Source organism: Peptoniphilus grossensis (assembly GCF_001940285.1).
Classification (GTDB): Bacteria; Bacillota; Clostridia; order Tissierellales; family Peptoniphilaceae; genus Peptoniphilus_A; species Peptoniphilus_A faecalis.
In genome coordinates this window covers 518159-538908 of record NZ_MJIH01000001.1, presented here as the reverse complement: position 1 = coordinate 538908, position 20750 = coordinate 518159, and the positions used below count along the sequence as shown (strand labels likewise).

At 29.0% G+C, this 20750-nt stretch carries 21 protein-coding genes; 17 read left to right on the top strand and 4 right to left on the bottom strand.

Translation table 11 applies throughout. The annotated features are described in order from the left end of the window. From dtd to BIV18_RS02505, 9 genes are all read left to right on the top strand, one after another. Window positions 1-450, top strand: a complete 450-nt coding sequence (dtd, locus tag BIV18_RS02545) for a D-aminoacyl-tRNA deacylase (RefSeq protein WP_075659159.1) — start codon at window positions 1-3, stop codon at window positions 448-450. A 7-nt stretch (window positions 451-457) separates the two neighbouring features. Continuing rightward, window positions 458-1084, top strand: a complete 627-nt coding sequence (locus tag BIV18_RS02540; RefSeq protein ID WP_075659158.1) for an MBL fold metallo-hydrolase — start codon at window positions 458-460, stop codon at window positions 1082-1084. Beyond that, on the top strand, window positions 1081-2409 hold the full coding sequence (gene hemZ / locus BIV18_RS02535; RefSeq protein ID WP_075659157.1) for a coproporphyrinogen dehydrogenase HemZ: 1329 nt from the start codon (window positions 1081-1083) through the stop codon (window positions 2407-2409). The genes BIV18_RS02540 and hemZ overlap by 4 nt, the downstream gene beginning before the upstream one ends. Before the next feature lie 2 nt (window positions 2410-2411). Continuing rightward, on the top strand, window positions 2412-3947 hold the full coding sequence (locus tag BIV18_RS02530) for a Mur ligase family protein (RefSeq protein ID WP_075659156.1): 1536 nt from the start codon (window positions 2412-2414) through the stop codon (window positions 3945-3947). Between the two features lie 144 nt (window positions 3948-4091). Beyond that, complete coding sequence (aspS, locus tag BIV18_RS02525) at window positions 4092-5870, top strand: aspartate--tRNA ligase (protein ID WP_075659155.1); 1779 nt, start codon at window positions 4092-4094, stop codon at window positions 5868-5870. A 12-nt stretch (window positions 5871-5882) separates the two neighbouring features. Then, window positions 5883-6305, top strand: coding sequence for a SoxR reducing system RseC family protein (locus tag BIV18_RS02520; protein ID WP_075659154.1), 423 nt, complete (start codon window positions 5883-5885; stop codon window positions 6303-6305). Window positions 6306-6422: 117 nt separating this feature from the next. Continuing rightward, a complete protein-coding gene (locus tag BIV18_RS02515) occupies window positions 6423-7136 on the top strand; it encodes a hypothetical protein (RefSeq protein ID WP_235860770.1) in 714 nt (237 codons plus the stop codon). Further along, entirely contained in the window at window positions 7123-8097 is a 975-nt protein-coding gene (locus BIV18_RS02510; protein WP_075659153.1) for a hypothetical protein, read from the top strand. The genes BIV18_RS02515 and BIV18_RS02510 overlap by 14 nt, the downstream gene beginning before the upstream one ends. Window positions 8098-8117: 20 nt before the next feature. Then, on the top strand, window positions 8118-9269 hold the full coding sequence (locus tag BIV18_RS02505) for a TraB/GumN family protein (RefSeq protein ID WP_075659152.1): 1152 nt from the start codon (window positions 8118-8120) through the stop codon (window positions 9267-9269). 18 nt (window positions 9270-9287) lie between these two features. Here BIV18_RS02505 and BIV18_RS02500 read toward each other — a convergent pair whose 3' ends face one another. The 4 genes from BIV18_RS02500 to glmS form a co-directional block, all read right to left on the bottom strand. Continuing rightward, the gene (locus BIV18_RS02500) at window positions 9288-9740 is read right to left on the bottom strand and encodes a threonine/serine exporter family protein (protein WP_075659151.1); all 453 of its coding nucleotides are present in this window, start codon (window positions 9738-9740) and stop codon (window positions 9288-9290) included. Continuing rightward, a complete protein-coding gene (locus tag BIV18_RS02495) occupies window positions 9737-10516 on the bottom strand; it encodes a threonine/serine exporter family protein (RefSeq protein WP_075659150.1) in 780 nt (259 codons plus the stop codon). Before BIV18_RS02495 ends, BIV18_RS02500 begins: the two co-directional genes overlap by 4 nt. A 34-nt stretch (window positions 10517-10550) precedes the next feature. Further along, complete coding sequence (locus tag BIV18_RS02490) at window positions 10551-11804, bottom strand: hemolysin family protein (RefSeq protein ID WP_075659149.1); 1254 nt, start codon at window positions 11802-11804, stop codon at window positions 10551-10553. A gap of 81 nt (window positions 11805-11885) precedes the next feature. Next, window positions 11886-13712, bottom strand: a complete 1827-nt coding sequence (glmS, locus tag BIV18_RS02485; protein ID WP_075659148.1) for a glutamine--fructose-6-phosphate transaminase (isomerizing) — start codon at window positions 13710-13712, stop codon at window positions 11886-11888. A 291-nt stretch (window positions 13713-14003) separates the two neighbouring features. On the opposite strand from glmS, the gene BIV18_RS02480 reads away from it, so the two are divergent. The 8 genes from BIV18_RS02480 (at window position 14004) to BIV18_RS02445 (ending at window position 20727) form a co-directional block, all read left to right on the top strand. After that, a complete protein-coding gene (locus tag BIV18_RS02480) occupies window positions 14004-14729 on the top strand; it encodes an acyl-[acyl-carrier-protein] thioesterase (protein ID WP_075659147.1) in 726 nt (241 codons plus the stop codon). Between the two features lie 69 nt (window positions 14730-14798). Continuing rightward, window positions 14799-15548, top strand: coding sequence for a peptidylprolyl isomerase (locus BIV18_RS02475; protein WP_075659146.1), 750 nt, complete (start codon window positions 14799-14801; stop codon window positions 15546-15548). A 7-nt stretch (window positions 15549-15555) separates the two neighbouring features. After that, the gene (locus tag BIV18_RS02470; protein ID WP_075659145.1) at window positions 15556-16887 is read left to right on the top strand and encodes a GTP pyrophosphokinase; all 1332 of its coding nucleotides are present in this window, start codon (window positions 15556-15558) and stop codon (window positions 16885-16887) included. A 48-nt stretch (window positions 16888-16935) separates the two neighbouring features. Further along, a complete protein-coding gene (locus tag BIV18_RS02465) occupies window positions 16936-18390 on the top strand; it encodes an aminoacyl-histidine dipeptidase (RefSeq protein WP_075659144.1) in 1455 nt (484 codons plus the stop codon). Between the two features lie 13 nt (window positions 18391-18403). Beyond that, on the top strand, window positions 18404-18730 hold the full coding sequence (locus BIV18_RS02460; RefSeq protein ID WP_075659143.1) for a DUF1292 domain-containing protein: 327 nt from the start codon (window positions 18404-18406) through the stop codon (window positions 18728-18730). An 8-nt stretch (window positions 18731-18738) separates the two neighbouring features. Next, window positions 18739-19647: a tRNA modification radical SAM protein MnmL/YtqA gene (mnmL, locus tag BIV18_RS02455; protein ID WP_075659142.1), complete on the top strand. Its 909-nt coding sequence runs from the start codon at window positions 18739-18741 to the stop codon at window positions 19645-19647. Next, entirely contained in the window at window positions 19644-20069 is a 426-nt protein-coding gene (locus BIV18_RS02450) for a hypothetical protein (protein WP_075659141.1), read from the top strand. The genes mnmL and BIV18_RS02450 overlap by 4 nt, the downstream gene beginning before the upstream one ends. 103 nt (window positions 20070-20172) lie before the next feature. Next, on the top strand, window positions 20173-20727 hold the full coding sequence (locus tag BIV18_RS02445) for a DUF6648 family protein (RefSeq protein WP_075659140.1): 555 nt from the start codon (window positions 20173-20175) through the stop codon (window positions 20725-20727). The last annotated feature ends 23 nt before the right edge of the window (window positions 20728-20750 follow it).

Genomic DNA, 20750 nt, shown 5'->3' with positions numbered 1-20750 from the left:
ATGCGAGCAGTAGTTCAAAGAGTAAAAAGTTCCAGCGTATCTGTAAAGGGAGAAGTTATTTCAAAAATAGATAAGGGACTAATGGTGCTCCTTGGAGTAGAAGTTAATGACGATGAAAGAGATCTGGACTATATTATAAAAAAAGTTATAAAGCTTAGAATTTTTGATGACGAAGATGGTGTAATGAACAAATCATTACTAGACTATGGATTAGAAATTCTTGTAGTCAGTCAATTTACTTTATATGGAGATGCAAGAAAAGGGAATAGGCCTAGTTATGTTCGTTCTGCAAAATTTAATGATGGAATTCTTTTGTACAATAAGTTTATTGAGGAGCTAGAAAAATTAAATATAAAAGTTTCTCATGGAGAATATGGTGCAAATATGGATGTGGAACTTATTAATGATGGTCCTGTTACAATTTTATTGGATTCTAATAAGGAATTTTAGGTGAATTATGGAATATAAAATTATTAAATTAGTTGTTGGAGAATTACAGGAAAATTGTTTTATTCTTTTTGACGAAAATAAAAATGCTTTTGTAGTTGACCCTGGTGGTTCAAGCGAAAATATAATTGAAGCAATTGAAAAAAATGACTTAAATATAAAATATATACTGCTTACACATGGTCACTTTGACCACGTGGGAGCAGTAGCTCAATTGGTTAAAAAATTTAATGCACCAGTATATCTAAACAAAAACGATAAAAACTTTTTGGAGAACCCAAAGGAAGTGAGAGAATCAGCCTTTGGACTTCAAATTGAGGCTTCAAATGTAGATGTATTTGTAGAAGATGGAGATGAAATTCCTTTTTCTAATGATAAAATAAAAGTTATTGCAACTCCAGGACATACAATTGGTTCTGTTTGCTATCTTTTTAAAAATTATCTATTTGCAGGAGATACATTGTTTAATGGTTCCATTGGAAGGACAGACTTTCCTGAATCTGATCCTTCACTTATGATTGAATCTTTAAAAAGACTCAAGGAACTTGATGATGAAATTTATATATTATCAGGGCACGGTGCGGAATCACAAATGGTCTATGAAAAAATGTCAAATCCTTATTTGAAAAGATTATGATTACAATTGAAAATGAGAGTGAAGGACTAAAAAAGTCGATTTTTGAATTTTTTAGGATGAAACTTCCAAAGGATTATAAAAAATTAGATATTGATTTAAAAATAAAAGTCGAAGAAAAAGTTATTTATATTGAGGTTCTTGGAAATAGAATTAAAGAAAGTGAAGAATTAATAATAAAAGGAGAAAGTCCACACTTTATTATAAAGAGATTTTTATTTGATTTATTTTCAAATTATAAAGATTTTGATAGCAGCTTTGGAACTTTAACTGGTGTAAGACCCTTAAAGCTTATTTCAAAAGTATTTGAAAGTAATTCCTATGAGAATTCAAAAAAAATTTTATTTGATAAATATAGAATAAATAGAGAAGACATAGATTTTTTATATAGAGTGTATAAGAATCAGGAAAAAGTTAGAAATAATTCAAGTACAAAAAATTACAATGTTTATGTTCACATACCTTTTTGTCCAAGTAGATGTCTTTATTGTTCCTTTGACACAACTGTGGAGAACAAGGAAAAGATGAATTTATACACAAAAAACTTAATTGAAGATATAAAAAACTACAAATTAGATTTTTTAAGTGAGCCTAATTCCCTTTATATTGGTGGAGGAACTCCCACATCAATTGGACTTAATAATTTAGAGAAAATTATCGATGTTATTTTAAAAAAATTTAAAAACACAAAGGAATTTACAGTTGAGTGTGGAAGAATTGACAGCCTTAATGTTGAAATTTTAGAAATGTTAAAGAACAATGGAGTTAATCGAATTTCTTTAAATCCACAAACTTTTAACGAAAATGTAATAAATAAATTGAATAGAACTTCAAATGAAAATATTAAGTATTGGTTTGATAAGGCTAGGGAAATTGGTTTTGATGTTATAAACATGGATTTAATAATGGGATTACCTGGCGAAAGTAAAGAAAGCATTTTAAATTCTATAAAGAAAGCAATAGAATTTTCTCCAGAAAACATTACAATTCATACTTTGGCACTAAAAAATGGATCAAAACTTTTTGAAAATAATTATATTAATAAAGAAGATTACAGCGATCTCTTGAGGGAATCTAAAACTCTTATGTTAAACTCAAGTTATGAGCCTTATTATATATATAGGCAGAAAAAATCAGTTATAAGTTCAGAAAATGTTGGATATGCAAAAAAAGGTTATTCTTCAATCTACAATATTGTAATGATGGAGGAACTCGAAAATATAATTGGATTTGGACTTGGAGCCAGCACAAAAATTTTAGATTCAAGGGGAAAATTTAATAGAAAGTTAAATTCTAAAAATCTTGAAGAATATTTAACGAGGAGATAATTTTGAAATTAAGCGAAATTTTTAAAAATATAAACATTGTTGATGCAAATTTTAAAATAGATGAAAATAAAGAAATAAAAAAGATAGCATTTCATACGGATGATGTAGTAGAAGATGCTATTTTTGTTGCCATAAAGGGATATATAACTGATGGGCACAAATATATTAAAAAGGCAAAAAAATTAGGTGCAGAAATTGCTGTAGTAGAAAACTTTGTTGATGTTGACATAAATCAAATAAAAGTTCAAAATTCTAGAATTGCCTTGGCGGACATGGCGACAAATTTTTATAAAGATCCATCAAAGGAAGTTAGAGTAATTGGAATTACAGCAACAAATGGCAAGACGACTACAGCCTTTATGGTAGATTCTATTTTAAAAGAAGATAAAAGAAATACTGCAATTATAGGAACAGTTTTAACAAGATATGCTGATGTAAAGATCCCCTCAGTTCTTACTACTCCAGAATCTCTAATTCTTCAATCTTATATAAGAGATATGCTAGATAAAAACATCACAGATGTTACAATGGAAGTTTCATCATCAGCACAAGAACTTTTTAGGGATAAAAATATTGATTTTGATATAGTTACTTTTAATAATCTTGGCAGAGAACACATAGATCAACATGGAAGTTTTGAAAAATATTTCCACTATAAATCAAGACTTATTAGATATGCAAAAAGTGACGCTATTGCAATTTTAAATGCAGATGATGAAATGATTTACTCTTTAAAAGATAAAACTAAGGCAAGAGTATTATCTTTTTCTTTGGAAAATGAAAATGCGGATTTTGGAATTTCTAATTTAGATTTATCTACAGGCAAGGGAAAATATATTTTTAATATTAACAGGGATGTAGAATTAAAAGATTTTACAATAAGAAAATCTAGCATTTATGTTGAACTTGGTTCTGTTGGATATTCTTCAGTAATGAATTCTGTAGTCGCTATTATTGTGGCATTATGTCTAAAAATTGAGAAAAATGTAATTAAAGATGCCCTTAAAAATTTTAAAGGCGTGGAAAGGAGATTCGAGTTAATCTTCGACGAAGATTTTAAAATTTTAGACGATCACTTTGCAAATGAAAAAAATATTGACGCCACTATGGAAACTCTTAAAATGATGAAATATAATAATTTAAACATATTATATGCAATAAGGGGAAATAGAGGTGTAGAAGTCAATAGAGAAATCACAGAAAGATTAGTTAAGTGGATTAAAATATTAAGACCAAAAAATCTATCTGCAACTTTATCTAAAGATACTGTCAAGCAAAAGGACAAAGTTACAGAAGATGAATTAAATATTTTTAAATCAATCTTAAAAGAAAATAATATTGAGTGCAAAATTTATGATACTCTAGAAGAAGCTATAAATAATTCAATAGATCTATCAAAAAATGGAGATGTACTTTTACTTGCAGGTTGTCAAGGAATGGATAAAGGTGCAAAGTTTGCAAAAGAAAAACTTTTAAATGATAATAAGGTTAAAGATATTAAAGGATTTTCCAATAGAATAGACAACAGAATCTGTTAAAGTTGAATTTTAAAAGACCTTGTTTTATAATTAAATTAGAGATTATGAGAAACATTTAATTAAATAAATCGCAAATCGTTTTATAGTGTTAACGACTAAGCTCCAAACCATTTGAGGCTTGGAGTTTAATTTTTAGGAGGAAATATGGCTGAAAAAATGGGAAGTCTCAAAAGGAGTAATTACTGCAATGAGATTTCAGAAGAAATGATTTCAAATGAAGTCACATTAATGGGTTGGGTTGCAAAGCAAAGATCTCTTGGCTCAATTATTTTTGTAGACCTTAGAGATAGAAGTGGAATTGCACAAATAGTATTTGACGACACATCTGGTGATGAACTTTTAGAAAAGGCATCTCATCTTCGTGGTGAGTTTGTAATTGCTGTCAAGGGTAAAGTTAGAATGAGATCTTCAATAAATGAAGAACTTGAAACTGGAAAAGTTGAAGTTCTTGCAAGTGAACTTAAAATTTTAAGTGAGTCTGAAGTTCCACCGATCTATGTTAAAGACAATGACAATGTTTCTGAAAATATGAGATTAAAATACAGAACTTTGGACTTAAGGAAACCAAGTATGCAGAAAAATCTCATGATTCGTTCTAAAATTTATAAGATAACTCGTGACTTTTTTTATGAGAATGGATTTATTGAAGTTGAAACTCCAATGTTAACTAAACCTACGCCTGAAGGAGCAAGGGACTACTTGGTGCCTAGTAGAGTCAATCCAGGTAAATTTTACGCACTACCTCAATCTCCACAACTTATGAAACAACTTTTAATGGTTGCAGGCTTTGATAGATATATTCAAATAACAAAATGCTTTAGAGATGAAGATTTAAGAGCAAATAGACAACCTGAATTTACTCAAATTGATATGGAGCTTAGCTTCGTAACTGAAGAAGATGTAATGGAAATTAACGAAAAATTTTTACAAAGATTATTTAAAGAAATTTTAGATAAAGATATTGAACTTCCAATAAAGAGAATGAAATATTCTGAAGCTATGGACAGATTTGGCGTCGATAAGCCAGACTTAAGATTTGGAATGGAACTTCACGACATTTCTCATATAGTTAAAGACTGCGGATTTAAAGTATTTGAAGGAAACACTGAAAAGGGAAAAAGCGTAAGAGGCATTAAAGTTGATGGAGGAAGTGACTTTTACTCAAAGAAGCAAGTTAAAAAATTAGAATCCTTTGTCAAAGATTATAAGGCAATGGGCTTATCGTGGATTAGAGTTGAGGATGAAATCGAATCTCCAGTTGCAAAATTCTTATCAGAAGAAAAAATGAATGAAATTATTAAGGCTTTTGATGCAAAAAAAGGCGATTTAATTTTAATTTTAGCAGATAAAAATTCAGTAGTGTATAGCGGACTTGGAAATCTTCGCAATAAAATTGCAAGGGATATGGATATTATAGATGAAGATGATTTTAAACTTACATGGATAACGGAGTTCCCTCTTTTTGAATATGATGAGGAAGAACAAAGATATGTTGCTATGCACCATCCATTTACTAGCCCAATGGATGAAGATCTTGATAAATTAACTAAAGACAAAGAAAACGCAAGAGCTAAGGCCTATGATATTGTAATCAACGGTGATGAAATGGGAGGAGGAAGCATTAGAATAAATGATCCAGAAATTCAAAAGATAATGTTTGAAGCTTTAGGACTTTCTGAAGAAGAAGCAGAGGAAAAATTTGGATTCTTATTAGAAGCTTTTAAATATGGAGCACCGCCACATGGAGGGCTTGCTTACGGTTTAGATAGGCTTGTAATGCTATTTACAAAAGCTAATAGCATAAGAGATGTAATAGCTTTTCCAAAGACTCAAGCAGCTACTTGTTTATTAACTGGTGCGCCAACATCTCTTACAGAAAAGCAACTTGAAGAAGTTCATATTAAGGTATTAGAAGAAAAATAAAAAGGTGATATAATGGAAAGTTTTGGAATTGTTAAGGCAAAAAAGAACAATAAAATTTTTGTTGAATTTACTAGAGAAAGTGCTTGCGGAGAAAGTTGTGAGTCTTGTAGTGCAAAATGTGCTGAATCAGAGAAGGAACTTTTTGAATTTCCAAATACATTATCTGCTGATGTTGGTGATGTTGTGAAAATTAAAACTAGGGATAGATCCATACTTTCATATAAGTTTATAGTATATGGAATTCCTTTAATTTTATTTATGTTTACAATTACACTTTCTTATTATTTAATGAGTAAAATGTTTATGAAAAACATTGAACTAATGTCACTTATTATGGGAATAATTTCTCTTTTTATTTCCTATTTAATTATAAAAGGAATAGATCACAAATTTCAAAAAACAAATAAGGGTGATATTTTTCTCGAAAAAATGTAGGTGAGAAATGTTTAGTAAAAACAGGTATAAAATATTTTATATTTTTTCAGTTATAGTTTTTATTTTATCTCTGATTTTTTTATATACTCCTTTGCTAACAAAAAATATTCTACAGAATTGATTTCTGAGAATAAAAAAATTGAAGAGCAAATAAATTCTATTGAAAATAAATCTAAGGGCATCACTGAAAATATAGATGCCCTAGAAATTGAATTTAATTTAAAGTCACAGGAATTTTATGAAAAATATGGCTATCAATTTGAATCAAATAAATCTGAAGAAATTAATAGATTAAAAAAAGATTATTTAGATAAAAATAAAAAAATAATTTCTGAAATAAAAGAGAGACTTATTGCCTATGGAGGTTATTTTGATTCAGATATTTATAAAAAAGAAGGTTACGATAAATCTGTAAGTGATTTTTTAGAACTTTCCAGCAAATCAAATTTAGACAAACACGAGAATATTTATAATGAGATTAATATAAAATCCTTGGTGGAAAATTCTAATGGTTTTGTAAAAACTATTTTAGGATTAAATAAAAATTCTAAAGAACTCAATGTCTTGATTTTTTATGCTTCAATATATAGCTCAAGTATTTATTACTACATAAATGATGAAACATCTTCTCTCAGCGAGATTTATTCAGATGTAAACAATTTATTAAATATTTACAAAGAAATTGAGAGAAAGGGTTATAAGACTGGAAAATTAAATTCTGAAAATCTAGTTTATTTAAACGATTTTATTCAAGAAAGAGTTTCTAATTACTATAAAAATCTTGGAATATTAAAAGCTTTAGAAAAGAGTGATAAAAATGAACAAAAATAAAAATATTGTATTATCAGTTATTTTCATCATTTTTTCTACAATCCTTTCCTTTCTTGGATTTTCTAATTTAAAAGCTACTGAATCTTCATACTTTAATCTATCAAGGGCAAACTCTTTGTTGTTGGAGAAAAAAACTAAAGCTGAAGAAAAGTTCAAGACTTTAAGTCAAGAAAACAATAATAGAAAATCAAAACTTAAAGTTATAAATAATGAAATAGATAAATTTGACATTATAAAAGATAAAACTTTAGAGATTGATAATATGAACAAAGGAATAATAGATTCCTTGATTTCTTTTCGTAAAAATAATTTTAATGAGTTTTATAATATAGATAATGGAAAACTATATGATTATAAGCCCTTAAAGGGAAATTTTATTAAAGATAATATAACGGAAGAGGATATAAAATCCAATCTAATTATGATTCAGTTTATTTTAAACTCATATTATAATTATGATTTAAATAAAAATATAGCAAAACACAATCTTAAAGCTTATGAAAATTTAGGGATTATTGATTATTTAAAAAATGGAGATAATTATATGCTAAAATCTATTTTATTAAATGAAACCTCAAAATTTTCACAGTTAAATGAAGAAAAAGAAAATATATTAAAAGAGGAAGAAGATTTTTTTTCTATATATGAAAATGTTTTTGGCGAAAATGAAAATATAAAAATATTGAGTTCGGAAAAGAATGCAGGTATAAACGCCATCGATAAGGAAAAATATGAACAAGAAAATAATTTTAAAACACTAAATGCTTTTTGCATAGATATTTTAAATTCATCTGTAAATTATCTAGAAAATTTTAAAATTGTTACAGAAAAGGGCATTAGCACTTTAAAAGTTTTTGATAAAACTATTATGAGTGAAAAAACTGAAGATAAAAAACTTATCACCACTTATTATAATAGAGTAAATGGCGAGACTTATACTTTGACAGAAGAAAGAGAATAACTCTTAAATTTAGGAGAAAAATGAAGGATAAATTAATTAGAATAGATTACAATGGCAAGGAGATAATTTTAATACCTACAGCTCATGTATCTCAAGAAAGTGCTGAACTAGTTAAAGAAACTATTAGAAAAGAAAATCCAGATTCAATATGTATTGAACTAGATGAACAAAGGTATGAAAATTTAAAAAACCCCGATGCTTGGAAAAATACAAATATTATAGACATAATTAAACAAAAGAAGGTTACACTATTAATTGCTAATTTAATTCTTTCATCATATCAAAAAAATATTGCAAAAAAGTTAAAAACTAAACCTGGTCAAGAAATGATTGAAGGGATAAAAGCTTCAGAAGAGTTTGGAATAAATTTAGTTCTAGCAGATAGAAGTATTCAAACTACTTTTATGCGTATTTGGAGAAAGATGGGATTTTTTGAAAAAATAAAATTATTTTTTTCTTTAATGGCAATGGATGAAGATGAAGATGTATCTGAAGAGGATTTACAAAGGTTAATAGAAAGGGATAATTTAGAACTTGCAATTGAAGACATGGGGAAAGATTATCCTCAAATTGCGGCGACTCTTTTACACGAAAGAGACAAGTATTTGGCATATAATATTAAAAATGCTCCTGGCAAAAAAGTAATTGCAATACTAGGTGCTGCACATACGCCTGGAGTTGAAGAAGAAGTTTTTAAAAAACAAGATGTAGATGAACTTAATAAAGTTCCACCAAAATCTTTTATGGGGAAAATTGTTCCTTGGTTAATTCCAATTTTAATAGTTCTTTTAATTGCATTTGGATTTAAACAAAATATGGACACCGGTATTGAGCAGATTAAATCATGGTTTTTATTTAATTCAATACTTGCTGCTATTTTCACAGCTCTCTGTCTTCCTCATCCACTTAGTGTAATTACAGCTTTTGTGGCGGCTCCCTTTACATCGATAAATCCAATGCTGGCATGTGGATGGTTTGCTGGTCTTGTGGAAGCGAGCCTTAAAAAGCCAACAGTGGAAGATGTAAATAATATTGCTGATGATATTTTTAATATAAAAAGTTGGCTTCATAACAAATTTTTAAAGGCATTATTAGTTGTAATACTAGCCAATCTTGGGTCATCAATTGGAACTATAATAGCAGGAAGTAAAATTATTCAAAGTTTATTTTAAAAAGGTAATGGAAAAGCATTACCTTTTTTTATCTTTCATACTTTTTATTACTTCTCTTATTATTCTAACTAAACCTTGAGATAAAACTATGCCAAGAGCAAGTGCAGATGTAGTTAAAGTTGTTTTAATAACCTGTTCACGCATCAATATATAATTGGATTCAATGAAATAATACATAATATAATACATTCCAGCACCAGGTACAAGAGGTATAAGACAGGGTAAAGTAAAAACTGTGGCAGGCTTTTTAAAATGTATTGCAAAAGTTTCGGAAAATATACCAATTAAAAATGATGAAATTAAAAAGGAAACTATATAATTTTCACTTAAATCAAATAATAACTCATAGATAATCCATATGAAACCGCTAAGAGCCGATGTTACAAGTCTAACTTTTTTGGGAAGTTTAAAATAAATTGTAAAACCATAAGTTGCAAGCATTGATAAAAAAAACTGAATAAGTATCCTCATATTATAAACCTCATGATCTTTAATCCAACACCTACTCCAAAGGCAATTGCAAGTGCAATAAAAAAAGCTTTTATCATAGTTATGGCACCTGTAATAAACTCTCCACTCATAATGTCTCGAACTGAATTCGTTATAGCAACACCAGGGACAAGAAGCATTATAACGCCGATAATAATATTATCAATATTTGAACCAAAGCCAAAATATACAAATACAATAGCAAGAACTGATGTAATAAAGGCACAGATAATATTATTTATAAAAAATGAAAGTTTAAAATAGCTTAATTTTTCAAGAATCACTGAAATAAAAATTCCAATAATAAAACTTGCAAAAAAATCTTTTATACCTCCTCCAAATAAAACAGAGAAGAAAGAGGATGCAATTCCACCTGAAATATAAATCTTTAATGGATTTTCTTCTGTTCCATCAATTTGAAAAAGAATATCATAAGCCTCTTTAATTGAGATATCTTTTGAGACAAATTCTCTTGAAAAAGAATTTACAGCATCTATTTTATATAAATTTGTATCAGAAATAGTAATTTTTCTAAAATTACTAAGAGTTTCGCCTTCAAATTCCATTGAAATAAAAATTGCAGAGGGAAGGGCATAGGCGGACACATTAGAAATATTTGAAACAGACTTGCAAATTCTTTCAATAGTATCCTCAGCTCTATAACTTTCCGCTCCATTTTGAATCAATAGTGCACCTGTAAACAATGAAAGGTTCATTAAATCCTTTGCATCTTTTATATTATTTAATACTTTTGCCATTATATCACCACATAAATTATACTATGGAGTTTTTTTATAAATCCTTTTGTGGAAACTCTAATATTATTTTTTCAATTCTATTTTTTGTTTTCTTTGCTATTGTGAATTTTAAATCGGAAATATTTAAGACTTCATTTAGCTTTGGAAACCTGTCGATATTTTCTATGATAAATCCGCCGAGAGAATCAAATTCTTGGCATTCAAGTTCTGTTCCAAATTTTTGATTTATTTCGTCTATATTAACTGATGCGTCGATTAAATATTTTCCGGGAGCAATATTTATTATATCTTCATCTTCTTCTGTGTCATATTCGTCAGAAATTTGTCCCACAATTTTTTCAATTATGTCTTCAAAGGTAATCATGCCTTCAGTCCCGCCATATTCGTCAGTGACTATAGCAACAGATAATTTGTGCTGTCTCATTTCATTAAAAAGTGTTCCCGTAGGTTTATACTCGTAGGTGAAAAAAGGCTTTTTAAAAAAAGATTTGTTTTCAGTAAGAGTTTTGGACCTATCCATGTGGAAGATTTCTTTAACATTTAATATGCCAATAATATTATCTAAATTATCTTGATAAACTGGCATTCTGGAGTAAGAATATTCAGAAACTTTTTCGATGATTTCGTCATAATCATCTTCAATATCAATTGCCACAATATCAGTTCTTGGAGTCATAATATCTTTAGCAAAGGTATCTTTAAATCCAATTACATTTTGAATCATCATGGACTCATTTTTGTTTATAATTCCTTCTTCTATGCTAAGATCCATTGCATCTTTTAAATCATCTTCTGTAATTATTGGTTCCTTATAACTTTTGTCCTTAATAATTATTTTTATAATATTTTGAGATAAAAATGTAATTAGCATTGAAAGGGGACGCATAAAAACTATTAAGTATTTTAAAAATTTTGCGTACTTCGGTACAATTTTCTCATAATTATTTTTGCCAAGATTTCTAGGCAAGCTTTCGCCAAAGATTATTACAATTATTGTGGAGATTATCATTCCAAAAATCATGCCAATATGATGCCATTTAAAAAAGAAAAATAGGGACATAAAAATCACAGTAAGTGAATTGGAAAAATAATCTAAAATAAGCGTTGAAGAATAAATATTTTCTTTTTTAACAAGTTTTTTTATAATTGTAAGATTTTTAACTTCTAAGTCTTCTAGTTTTGATATTTTCACGGGTCCAAGGGCAAGATAGGCATTTTCTATAAGTGTAAACAAATAGGAAAAGTAAAGTGCAACAATGGATATGAAAAGGTATATGTATTCATTCATAAATTTCAACTCCGTTTATATTATATACCCGAAAAGTCCTTATGAAAACTAAAAAAAGCTGCACAAAGGCAGCTCTTATAATTATTCTACTGTTACAGATTTTGCCAAGTTTCTTGGCTTGTCTACATCATTTCCCAGTAAGACTGAAGCGTAATATGCAATTAGTTGTTCAGGTATTACTGCAAGAAGAGGTGTTAATAAATCTATTGTGTCTGGAATTTCAATAATTACATCAGAAGAGTCCTTGATAAACTTATTTTTTTCTTCTGCAATTGAAATAACTGTGGCACCTCTTGCTAGGAGTTCCTGGTTATTTGAAATTGTTTTTTCTAAAATAGAACTTTGAGTTGCTACTGATATAACTGGTGTGCCTTCTTCAATAAGGGCAATGGAACCGTGTTTTAATTCGCCTGAAGGGAAGGCTTCAGTGTGAATATAAGAGATTTCCTTTAGTTTTAGTGCACCTTCCTTTGCCGTTATATAGTCTAGAGATCTTCCAGTGTAGAAAATTGATTTTGCATCTTTAATAGAATTTGCAATTTTTTTAAATTCATCTTTGTGTTTTAAGATTTCTTCGATTTGAGATGGAATTTTTTCCATGTTTTGAATTATATCTTTAACCTGATATTGAGTGATTTCCTTTAGTTTTAGTGCAATGTCCATTGCTAAAAAGTAAAGTGAAATAACTTGTGTAGTGTAAGCTTTAGTTGAAGCAACAGAAATTTCTGGACCAGCGTAGCAGTAAACGACCTTGTCAGCTTCTCTTGAAATAGATGATCCAACTACATTTGTAATGGCAAGAGTTTTTGCACCAATAGCCTTTGCTTTTCTCAATGCAGCTAAAGTATCTGCAGTTTCTCCTGATTGTGATACAAAAACAACAAGGGACTTGTCATCTACAAACATATTCTTATATCTAAACTCAGAAGCAATTTCAGAAATTACTGGAATTTTTGCAAGATTTTCTATTGCATATTTTCCTGCTTCTCCTGCATGAAAGGCAGTTCCACAAGCAGTTATATAAATCTTGTTTATATTTTTTAATTCTTCAAGTGAAAGACTTCCTTCCAATGGGAGATTTATTACATAATTATTGTGTTTGATAGAAATAACTTCACGTAAGACGCGAGGTTGCTCGTAAATTTCTTTGATTAGAAAATGGTCGTATCCTTCCTTAGATGCGTCAGCTGCTGAAATATTTACTTCAGTTATTTCTCTTTCAACTTTCTTATGGTTTTTGTCGTAAATTGTATAAGAATTTTCTCGGATATCTATTATATCGCCATCTTCAAGATAAATAATTTTATTTGTATGTTCAATTACTGATGTAATATCACTTGCGATAAAATACCCGTCTTTGCAAATTGCAAAAAGAAGTGGAGATGAATTTCTAACAGCAATAAGTCTATTAGGTTCTTTTTCATCAAGTATGCCAATGCTATAAGCACCCTTTAAAATCTCAGTTGCTTTAAAAACGGCATCTAAAATATCGCCCTTATAATTATCGGCAATTACATTTGGAATTACTTCTGTATCAGTTTGTGAAAGAAATTTATAACCCTTTTTTATTAAATCCTTTCTAAGTTCTAAGTAATTTTCAATAATACCATTGTGAACTACGGTAATTTTGCCGTCACTTGATAGGTGAGGGTGAGCATTTATTTCATTTGGCTCTCCATGAGTTGCCCATCTTGTATGACCAATTGATATATTTGATGAAAACTCATCTTGATCAAAGGATTCTTCCAAGACTTTTATGCGACCCTTTTTCTTAAAGGTCATTAATTTATTATCTCTTATAAAAGAAAGTCCCGCAGAGTCATAACCTCTGTATTCTAATTTTTTAAGACCTTCCAGCACTAATTTTGTTGCGTTATTTTTTCCAATGTATCCAACTATTCCGCACATATTTCTACCTCCAAATTTATTAGAGACTCACTACATCTATTTTGTTATAAAATTGCTTTTATTTTTTGTAAAATGTTTAGGCTGTGAAACCTTTAGAGCATCCGCCGATATTCGATAACTCTACCCCTCGTCAGCCACTTGGGCTCAGGCGCTTAAATTATTTTTATCTCTTCAGTTGATTTTAACACAAGGGCTATTTAAAGTAAACTTTTAAAGATAAATGACGATTTTTGTAAATTTTATTTTAAAAAATAAAAAAAGTAATGTGTTAAAATAAGTTTGGAGGTAGTGATGAATATTTACGAGAGAGAATTTGTCGTGGAAGATTTTTTGTGTAAAAAGGGAGAACTTTCACTTAATTATATAATTAATTATTTTATGGAGACATCTAATTGTCAGTCGATTAGTTTAGGCGAAGACAGCGACAATTTAATAAACAAAGGTTACACTTGGATGATTTATAAGTGGTTTATAAAAATTTTAAAATATCCAAAAGCTTATCAAAGGATAAAAGTAAAAACTTGGGCAAGTGGTTTTAAGGGTATCAATGCTTTTCGTGAATTTGAAATGTATGTAGAAGGTGAAAGAATCGTCTCTGCATCTTCTAATTTTATATTAATTGATTTAAAAAAACGAAAGCCAATAAAAATTCCAAAAGAAATTTCTAAAATTTATAGCATAAATGATGTGAAGAATTTCGATAAAATTGAAAGAGTCAATGAGCCTAAGGACATAGAGACTATAAATATTTTTGATTATAAAATATTAAAATCTGATATAGATATAAATAATCATATGAACAATAGCGTCTATGCAATGCTACTTTATGAAGCATTGCCTGAAAGTTTTTATAATATTAAATTTACCGATGTAAATATAAATTATGTTAAGGAATTAAAATATGGTGACCATGTTTGTATTTATGTTTATTTAGAAGATGATAAGCTCTATTTTTTCTTTAAAAACAAGGAAAAAAGCGAGCTTTATGCGAGGGCTTGTTGTCACTATATTAGTTGAAAAAAGCTTTTTCAAATGGTAACATGAATTATGAGAAATCAATAAATTGATATAATTACGGAGGTAATAATGGATAAAGATAAACTTTTAGCAGAGGTAAATGGCAAGAAGATTACAGGAGTGGACTACAATTTATTTATAGATTCCCTAAATCCACAACTTAAACAATATTTTGGTGGGGAAGAGATAAATAAAGAAGTTGTAAATGAACTTGTATATCAAGCTCTTTTGTACCAAGATGCAATAGAAAAGGGAATGGATAAAAATGACGAATTTATACAAGTTTTAGAAAAAACTAAGGAAAGTATGTTAAAGACCTATGCTCTTGGAAAACTTCTTGAAAAGGTAACTGTAACAGAGGACGAAGTTAAAAAATTCTACGAAGATAATAAAGATGCTTTTAAAGAAGGGGAAAGTGCAAATGCTTCTCATATTTTAGTGGAAGAAGAAGACAAGGCAAGAGAAATTTATGAAAAAATAAAAAGTGGCGAAGATTTTGCAAGCCTTGCAAAGGACTTTTCTACTTGCCCATCAAAGGAAAAGGGCGGTGAACTAGGAACTTTCACTAGGGGACAAATGGTAAAGGAATTTGAAGATGCAGTATTTGCAAATGAAGTTGGAACAGTTACAAAACCTGTTAAAACACAATTTGGTTATCACATTATTAAAATCAACGATAAAAATAAAGGAAGAGATTTAGCTTTTGATGAAGTTAAGGATAAAATTGCTACACAAATTAGAAGGCAAAAGGAACAAGAAATTTATAGCAAAAAAATAGCTGAACTTAAAGATAAATATGAAGTGAAAATGGATATCTAGGTGAAATATGAAACTCGAGCTTTTTAATTACATCGACGATGTATTAGATCTTTTTGATTATCACAAAATTGAACTTGCAGGAGTTAATAAAGAGCTTAAAAAGTATTTTTCCTACATATTTTCAGATGACGACAGACTTACAAATATTACCACGAGAATAAAAACTCAGGAATCTCTTCGTGAAAAATTAATTAGAAGAAATTTCTTCATGAGGTTTCCTGATCCTGTTCGTGGTTTTAAACAAATCCAAGATTTAGTTGGCATTAGAGTTGAATGTCGTTTTATTAAAGATGAAGAAGCACTGTATAAAAAAATTATTGAAGACTTTACTATAAAGTCTGACAGAGGCTATTACAAGTCAAGTATTAATAAAAAAATCAGATTAAAATTAGACGACCCACAGCCTCAAGCTCTTGCAAATGGTTTTACAATGTATAAATTAGATGGAGAATATGACACTGGATCTTTTATATATTGTTTTGAACTTCAAATAAAATCCTTCGTAAATGTTTTTTGGGGAGAAATAGATCACAAACTTCTTTATAAAAATTACAATTACATTATTACAGAAGGCTTTTTTAGAGAAATAATGAATTCAATTAACGATAATTTGAAGATGATCGACAAACAACTAATGATTTTATACGATCATGTGAAAAAACAAGATGCTTCGGAAACAATTTCTGCAGAACTTCAGTTGAAGAAACTTCTTTCAAAAATTCTTCATGATGTTTTCACTAGGAAAATACATGAGGAGCTTGGACTTTTTATAAATATAAAAATTATCACTGATGTAGTAGTTGATTTTCTATTTATGAAATCTTCAAAAAATAAAGATTTAAGTTATGGAGAAAATTTTATTGATTTAATTAATAAAATTAATTCTGTCTCAGGGAATGAAATGAATGTTGAGGAATACATAGTTTTTGAAAAGAATCCAAAGTATTACGACAGTTTTTCCAAAGAAATTACAGAAATTCTCGGAGAAGTTATAAATAACGATTTGGATTGGAATATTCTATTTAAAATAATAAGATTAATTTCTCAAGAATCCTATGGTGAAGTTTTTACAGAATTTATTATTTTTGTGAGATACGAATACATGATATGTCTATCCAATCTTTTCGAAAACAAAGATCTTTTAAAAGAGGAACAGGATCAAGTGGAAAGTGTATTTTTATCTTCAGTAATTGATAAATTTAGAGAAAAAACTACTATTGAATTTCTTTTAGATACATCTTTAAATAAGTTTAACTCTGTTCTTTGTGAAATTAATAAAAGTGATGCCACAAGCTCAGAAAAAATGATTAAAATATTTAAAGATAATTACACTTTTTAAGCTATAAATATCCTTTACACTTATGTATAATGTAATTAGGAGGTTAAAATGAAAGATATAAACACCTTGTTGGAGAATAGAATTTTTTATTATTTTGATAAATTGACAAAAATCCCAAGATGTTCCTTTGAAGAAGAAAAAATTAGAGAGTATTTAATTGGATTTGCAAAAGAACATAATCTTGAATACAAAACTGATAAAATAGGAAATGTTGTCATTATAAAAGAAGCGACAAAGGGCTATGAAGATGTTGACAGCATAATTTTGCAAGGTCATATGGACATGGTTTGTGAAAAAACTCCTGAATGCATAATTGATTTTTCTAAGGATGCAATAAAGTATGAAATAGAGGGCGATTTTATTGTTGCTCACGATACAACTCTTGGGGCAGACAATGGAATTGCTATTGCCATGATACTTGCTCTTTTAGAATCAAAGGAGTATAAACATCCAAAGATTGAAGCGCTTTTTACAGTTAATGAAGAAAGTGGAATGACTGGTGCAGCCAATCTTGAAAGGGGAATGGTTACATCAAAAAGACTTTTAAACCTCGACTCTGAAACTGAAGGTGTGGGATGTATTTCATGTGCTGGTGCAGAAAGGGACCTTATAAAATTTAAAAAAGAATTTAAGAAATTAGACAAAGAAAAAACTCTATATGAAGTAATTGTAAATGGATTAAAAGGTGGACACTCTGGACAAGAAATTCAAGTTGGTTTAGGCAATGCAGTAAAAATTTTGGGAAGAAGTCTTTATAGAATTTTTGAACAAGTTAGTGGAGACTTAATTGAAATCGAAGGCGGAGCAAAACCCAATGCAATTCCAAGATATGCAAAGGCAATAGTTGCAGTAAAAGAAGAAGACATCAAAAAAATTCAAGATATAATCGTTGAACTTAATTCTCAATTCGTTACAGAACTTGGAAAAGTTGATCCCGATGTAAGGCTAAATTTTGAAAGAACAAAAGTTAATTTAGAAAAAGCCTTTACTGATGAATTAAAGAATAAAATTATAGGTCTATTAAACATACTTACCAATGGTGTAATTGCTATGAGTAAAAATATTCATGGATTAGTAGAAACTTCTGTGAATGTTGGAGTAATCGAAGACAAAGAAGAATCTATAAATATTATTTCTAATATTAGATCTTCTGTACAATCCTCTAAAGAATATATTGGACTTGTAAATAAAATTGCAGCTAATAGTTTTGGTGCAGAAATAGAAATTATGACAAAATATCCTGCATGGGAGTACAAAGAAAATTCTCCACTACGTGAAGTTGCAAAAAAAGCTTACAAAGAAGTAAGTGGCAAAGAATTTAAACTAGAAGCAATTCACGCAGGGCTTGAGTGTGGAATGTTTGTTGAAACAATTGGCGACATCGATATGCTTTCAATTGGGCCAAATATGAAGGGAGTTCACGCACCTGGCGAACAACTTTCTATTTCTTCAACTGAAAGAGTATTTGATTTCTTAATAAGAATACTAGAAGAATTAAAATAAATTTGGAGGAAATATGAATAACGAAGAAAAAAACTTACATGAACACGATGAAAACTGCGATTGTGGTTGTAATCACGAAGAAGGTTACCAAACTATCACACTTACACTAGATGATGACAGTGAAATGGTGTGCATAGTTCTTGGAATATTTGAATGCGAAGATAATGAATACATTGCCCTTCTTCCTGAAGATAAAGAAGAGGGCGAAGATGTATTCCTCTATAAGTACAAGGAAATTGATGAAGAAGAAGTTGAACTTGACTTAATTGAATCTGAAGAAGAATTTGAAAAAGTTTCAAAAGCTTTTGAAGAAATTTTTGATGATGAGGAAGAAGAATAATTTCCTAAATGGTTTACAGAAAATATTCTGATTTTTTAAGGGAAAAGTTTGGCGAAAAAGTCTACAAACTTCCAGTAAAACTTGATTTAACTTGTCCCAATAGAGATGGAACTTGTGGCGTTGGTGGTTGCATTTTTTGTGGTGAAGAAGGGGGCAGTTTTGAAAATAATTTTGGAACTGTTAGAGAGCAAATTTTAAAAAATAAAGATCACATAAAAAATAAATACAAGGCAAATAAATTTATTGCCTACTTTCAAAATTTTACAAACACCTATATGCCCTTTGAAGAATTTAAAAGAGTAATAGAAGAAGCTCTCATAGAAGATGTAGTTGGTGTAAGCATATCCACAAGGCCCGATTATCTTCCCAAAGGGCATTTAGATTATTTGGAAGAATTAGGGGAAAATTATTTTGTAACCGTTGAAATTGGTCTTCAGACGCCAAATTATCACAGTCTGAAAAAATTAAATAGAGGACATGGTCTTTCTGAATTTATAGATGCCGCAATAAAATTAAAAGGGAGAAATTTAAATGTTTGCACTCATATAATTATTGGAATTCCTTGGGATGACGATTTAGATATTATTGAATGTGCAAAAATATTAAATGTTCTTGGCATTGACGAAGTTAAGATTCACGCCCTTTATATCTTAAAGGATACTGTACTTGGAAAGATGTATCAACAAGGACAAATAAAACCTATTTCTTTAGATGAGTACAAGAAAAAAGTTATACTCTTTTTAAGAAATCTTAAAGATGATATAATAGTGGAAAGAATAATAGGAAGAGCACCTTACGAGAATTCTCTTTTTTGCAATTGGAATACATCATGGTGGAAAATTAGAGACGATATTATAGATGTTATGCATGAAAATGGATACAATCAAGGTGATCTAGTGAAAGGAGAAATACTATGATAAAGTATATTTTAGGGAGCAAAGGCTCTGGAAAGACAAGATGGTTAATTGACAACGCAAATGATGATATGAAAAAGGGCGATGGAAATATTGCTTTCGTAGAAGTTGACGACGATCACATCTTCAGTTTAGATTACAATGTAAGACTTATCAATGCAACTGAATACAGATTAAACTCAATTGACAGTTTTTATGGTTTCATTTGTGGACTTTTTGCAATGGATTATGATTTACACAAGATTTATGTTGATGGAATCTACAAAGTGTTGACACTTAATATTGAAGATTTAGAACACTTATACAATAGAGTTTCTAAAATTCCTGATGCAGAAAATAAAGAAATCTACATCAATGTTGACTATCTAAAAGAAGATATGCCTGAATCTCTAAAAGATCACTGTCTAGAAGTAACTGGTAAATAAGGTGTTATAAGTGGATAGAAAAACAATGGTAAGAATTATTGCGCTTTTACTTGTTATTGCCATGGTAATTCCAATAGTTCTAAGTGTAATTTAATGGTGCTTCGTGAAATTTAATAAAAAAAAGGGACTTTTTGAAGATTTTTTTGAACACAGATCCTTTCTCATAATGCAATACACAAATGGCGACATATCTAAGAGAGAATTTTTGCAAAAAAATTTCGATTATTTTGCAATAAAAAATGCAAGACCTTACATTAAAGTAGATTCCTATGAAAAGGGAATGTACAATTACCAATACTATAATGTAATGGCGAAGTATTATAGAGCTCTTTCCAAAGATGTTAGGAATACAAAAAAACATTCAAAGTACTATAATTATTACTTAAATTTAACAAATAAATATTATCAACTAAAGGATAAATCTGTCTTAAATATTTTAAGAATACAAGACTTTAGAAACACTAAGGCTTATTATATTAAGTGTCAATCAAAGGCACTTAGAAATGAACTTTACGAAATAGTTTTAGAAGACAAGAAAGAGGCAATCTTTCACTCAAAGGCTCCTTGGCTTTTAAGGATTTTAAAAGAAGAAAATATTTTTGATAGTCAAATGAAGACATCCATTATAGATCACTATATAAATGAAAAATATTATTAAAAAAGGACTGTGGGAATATCCCC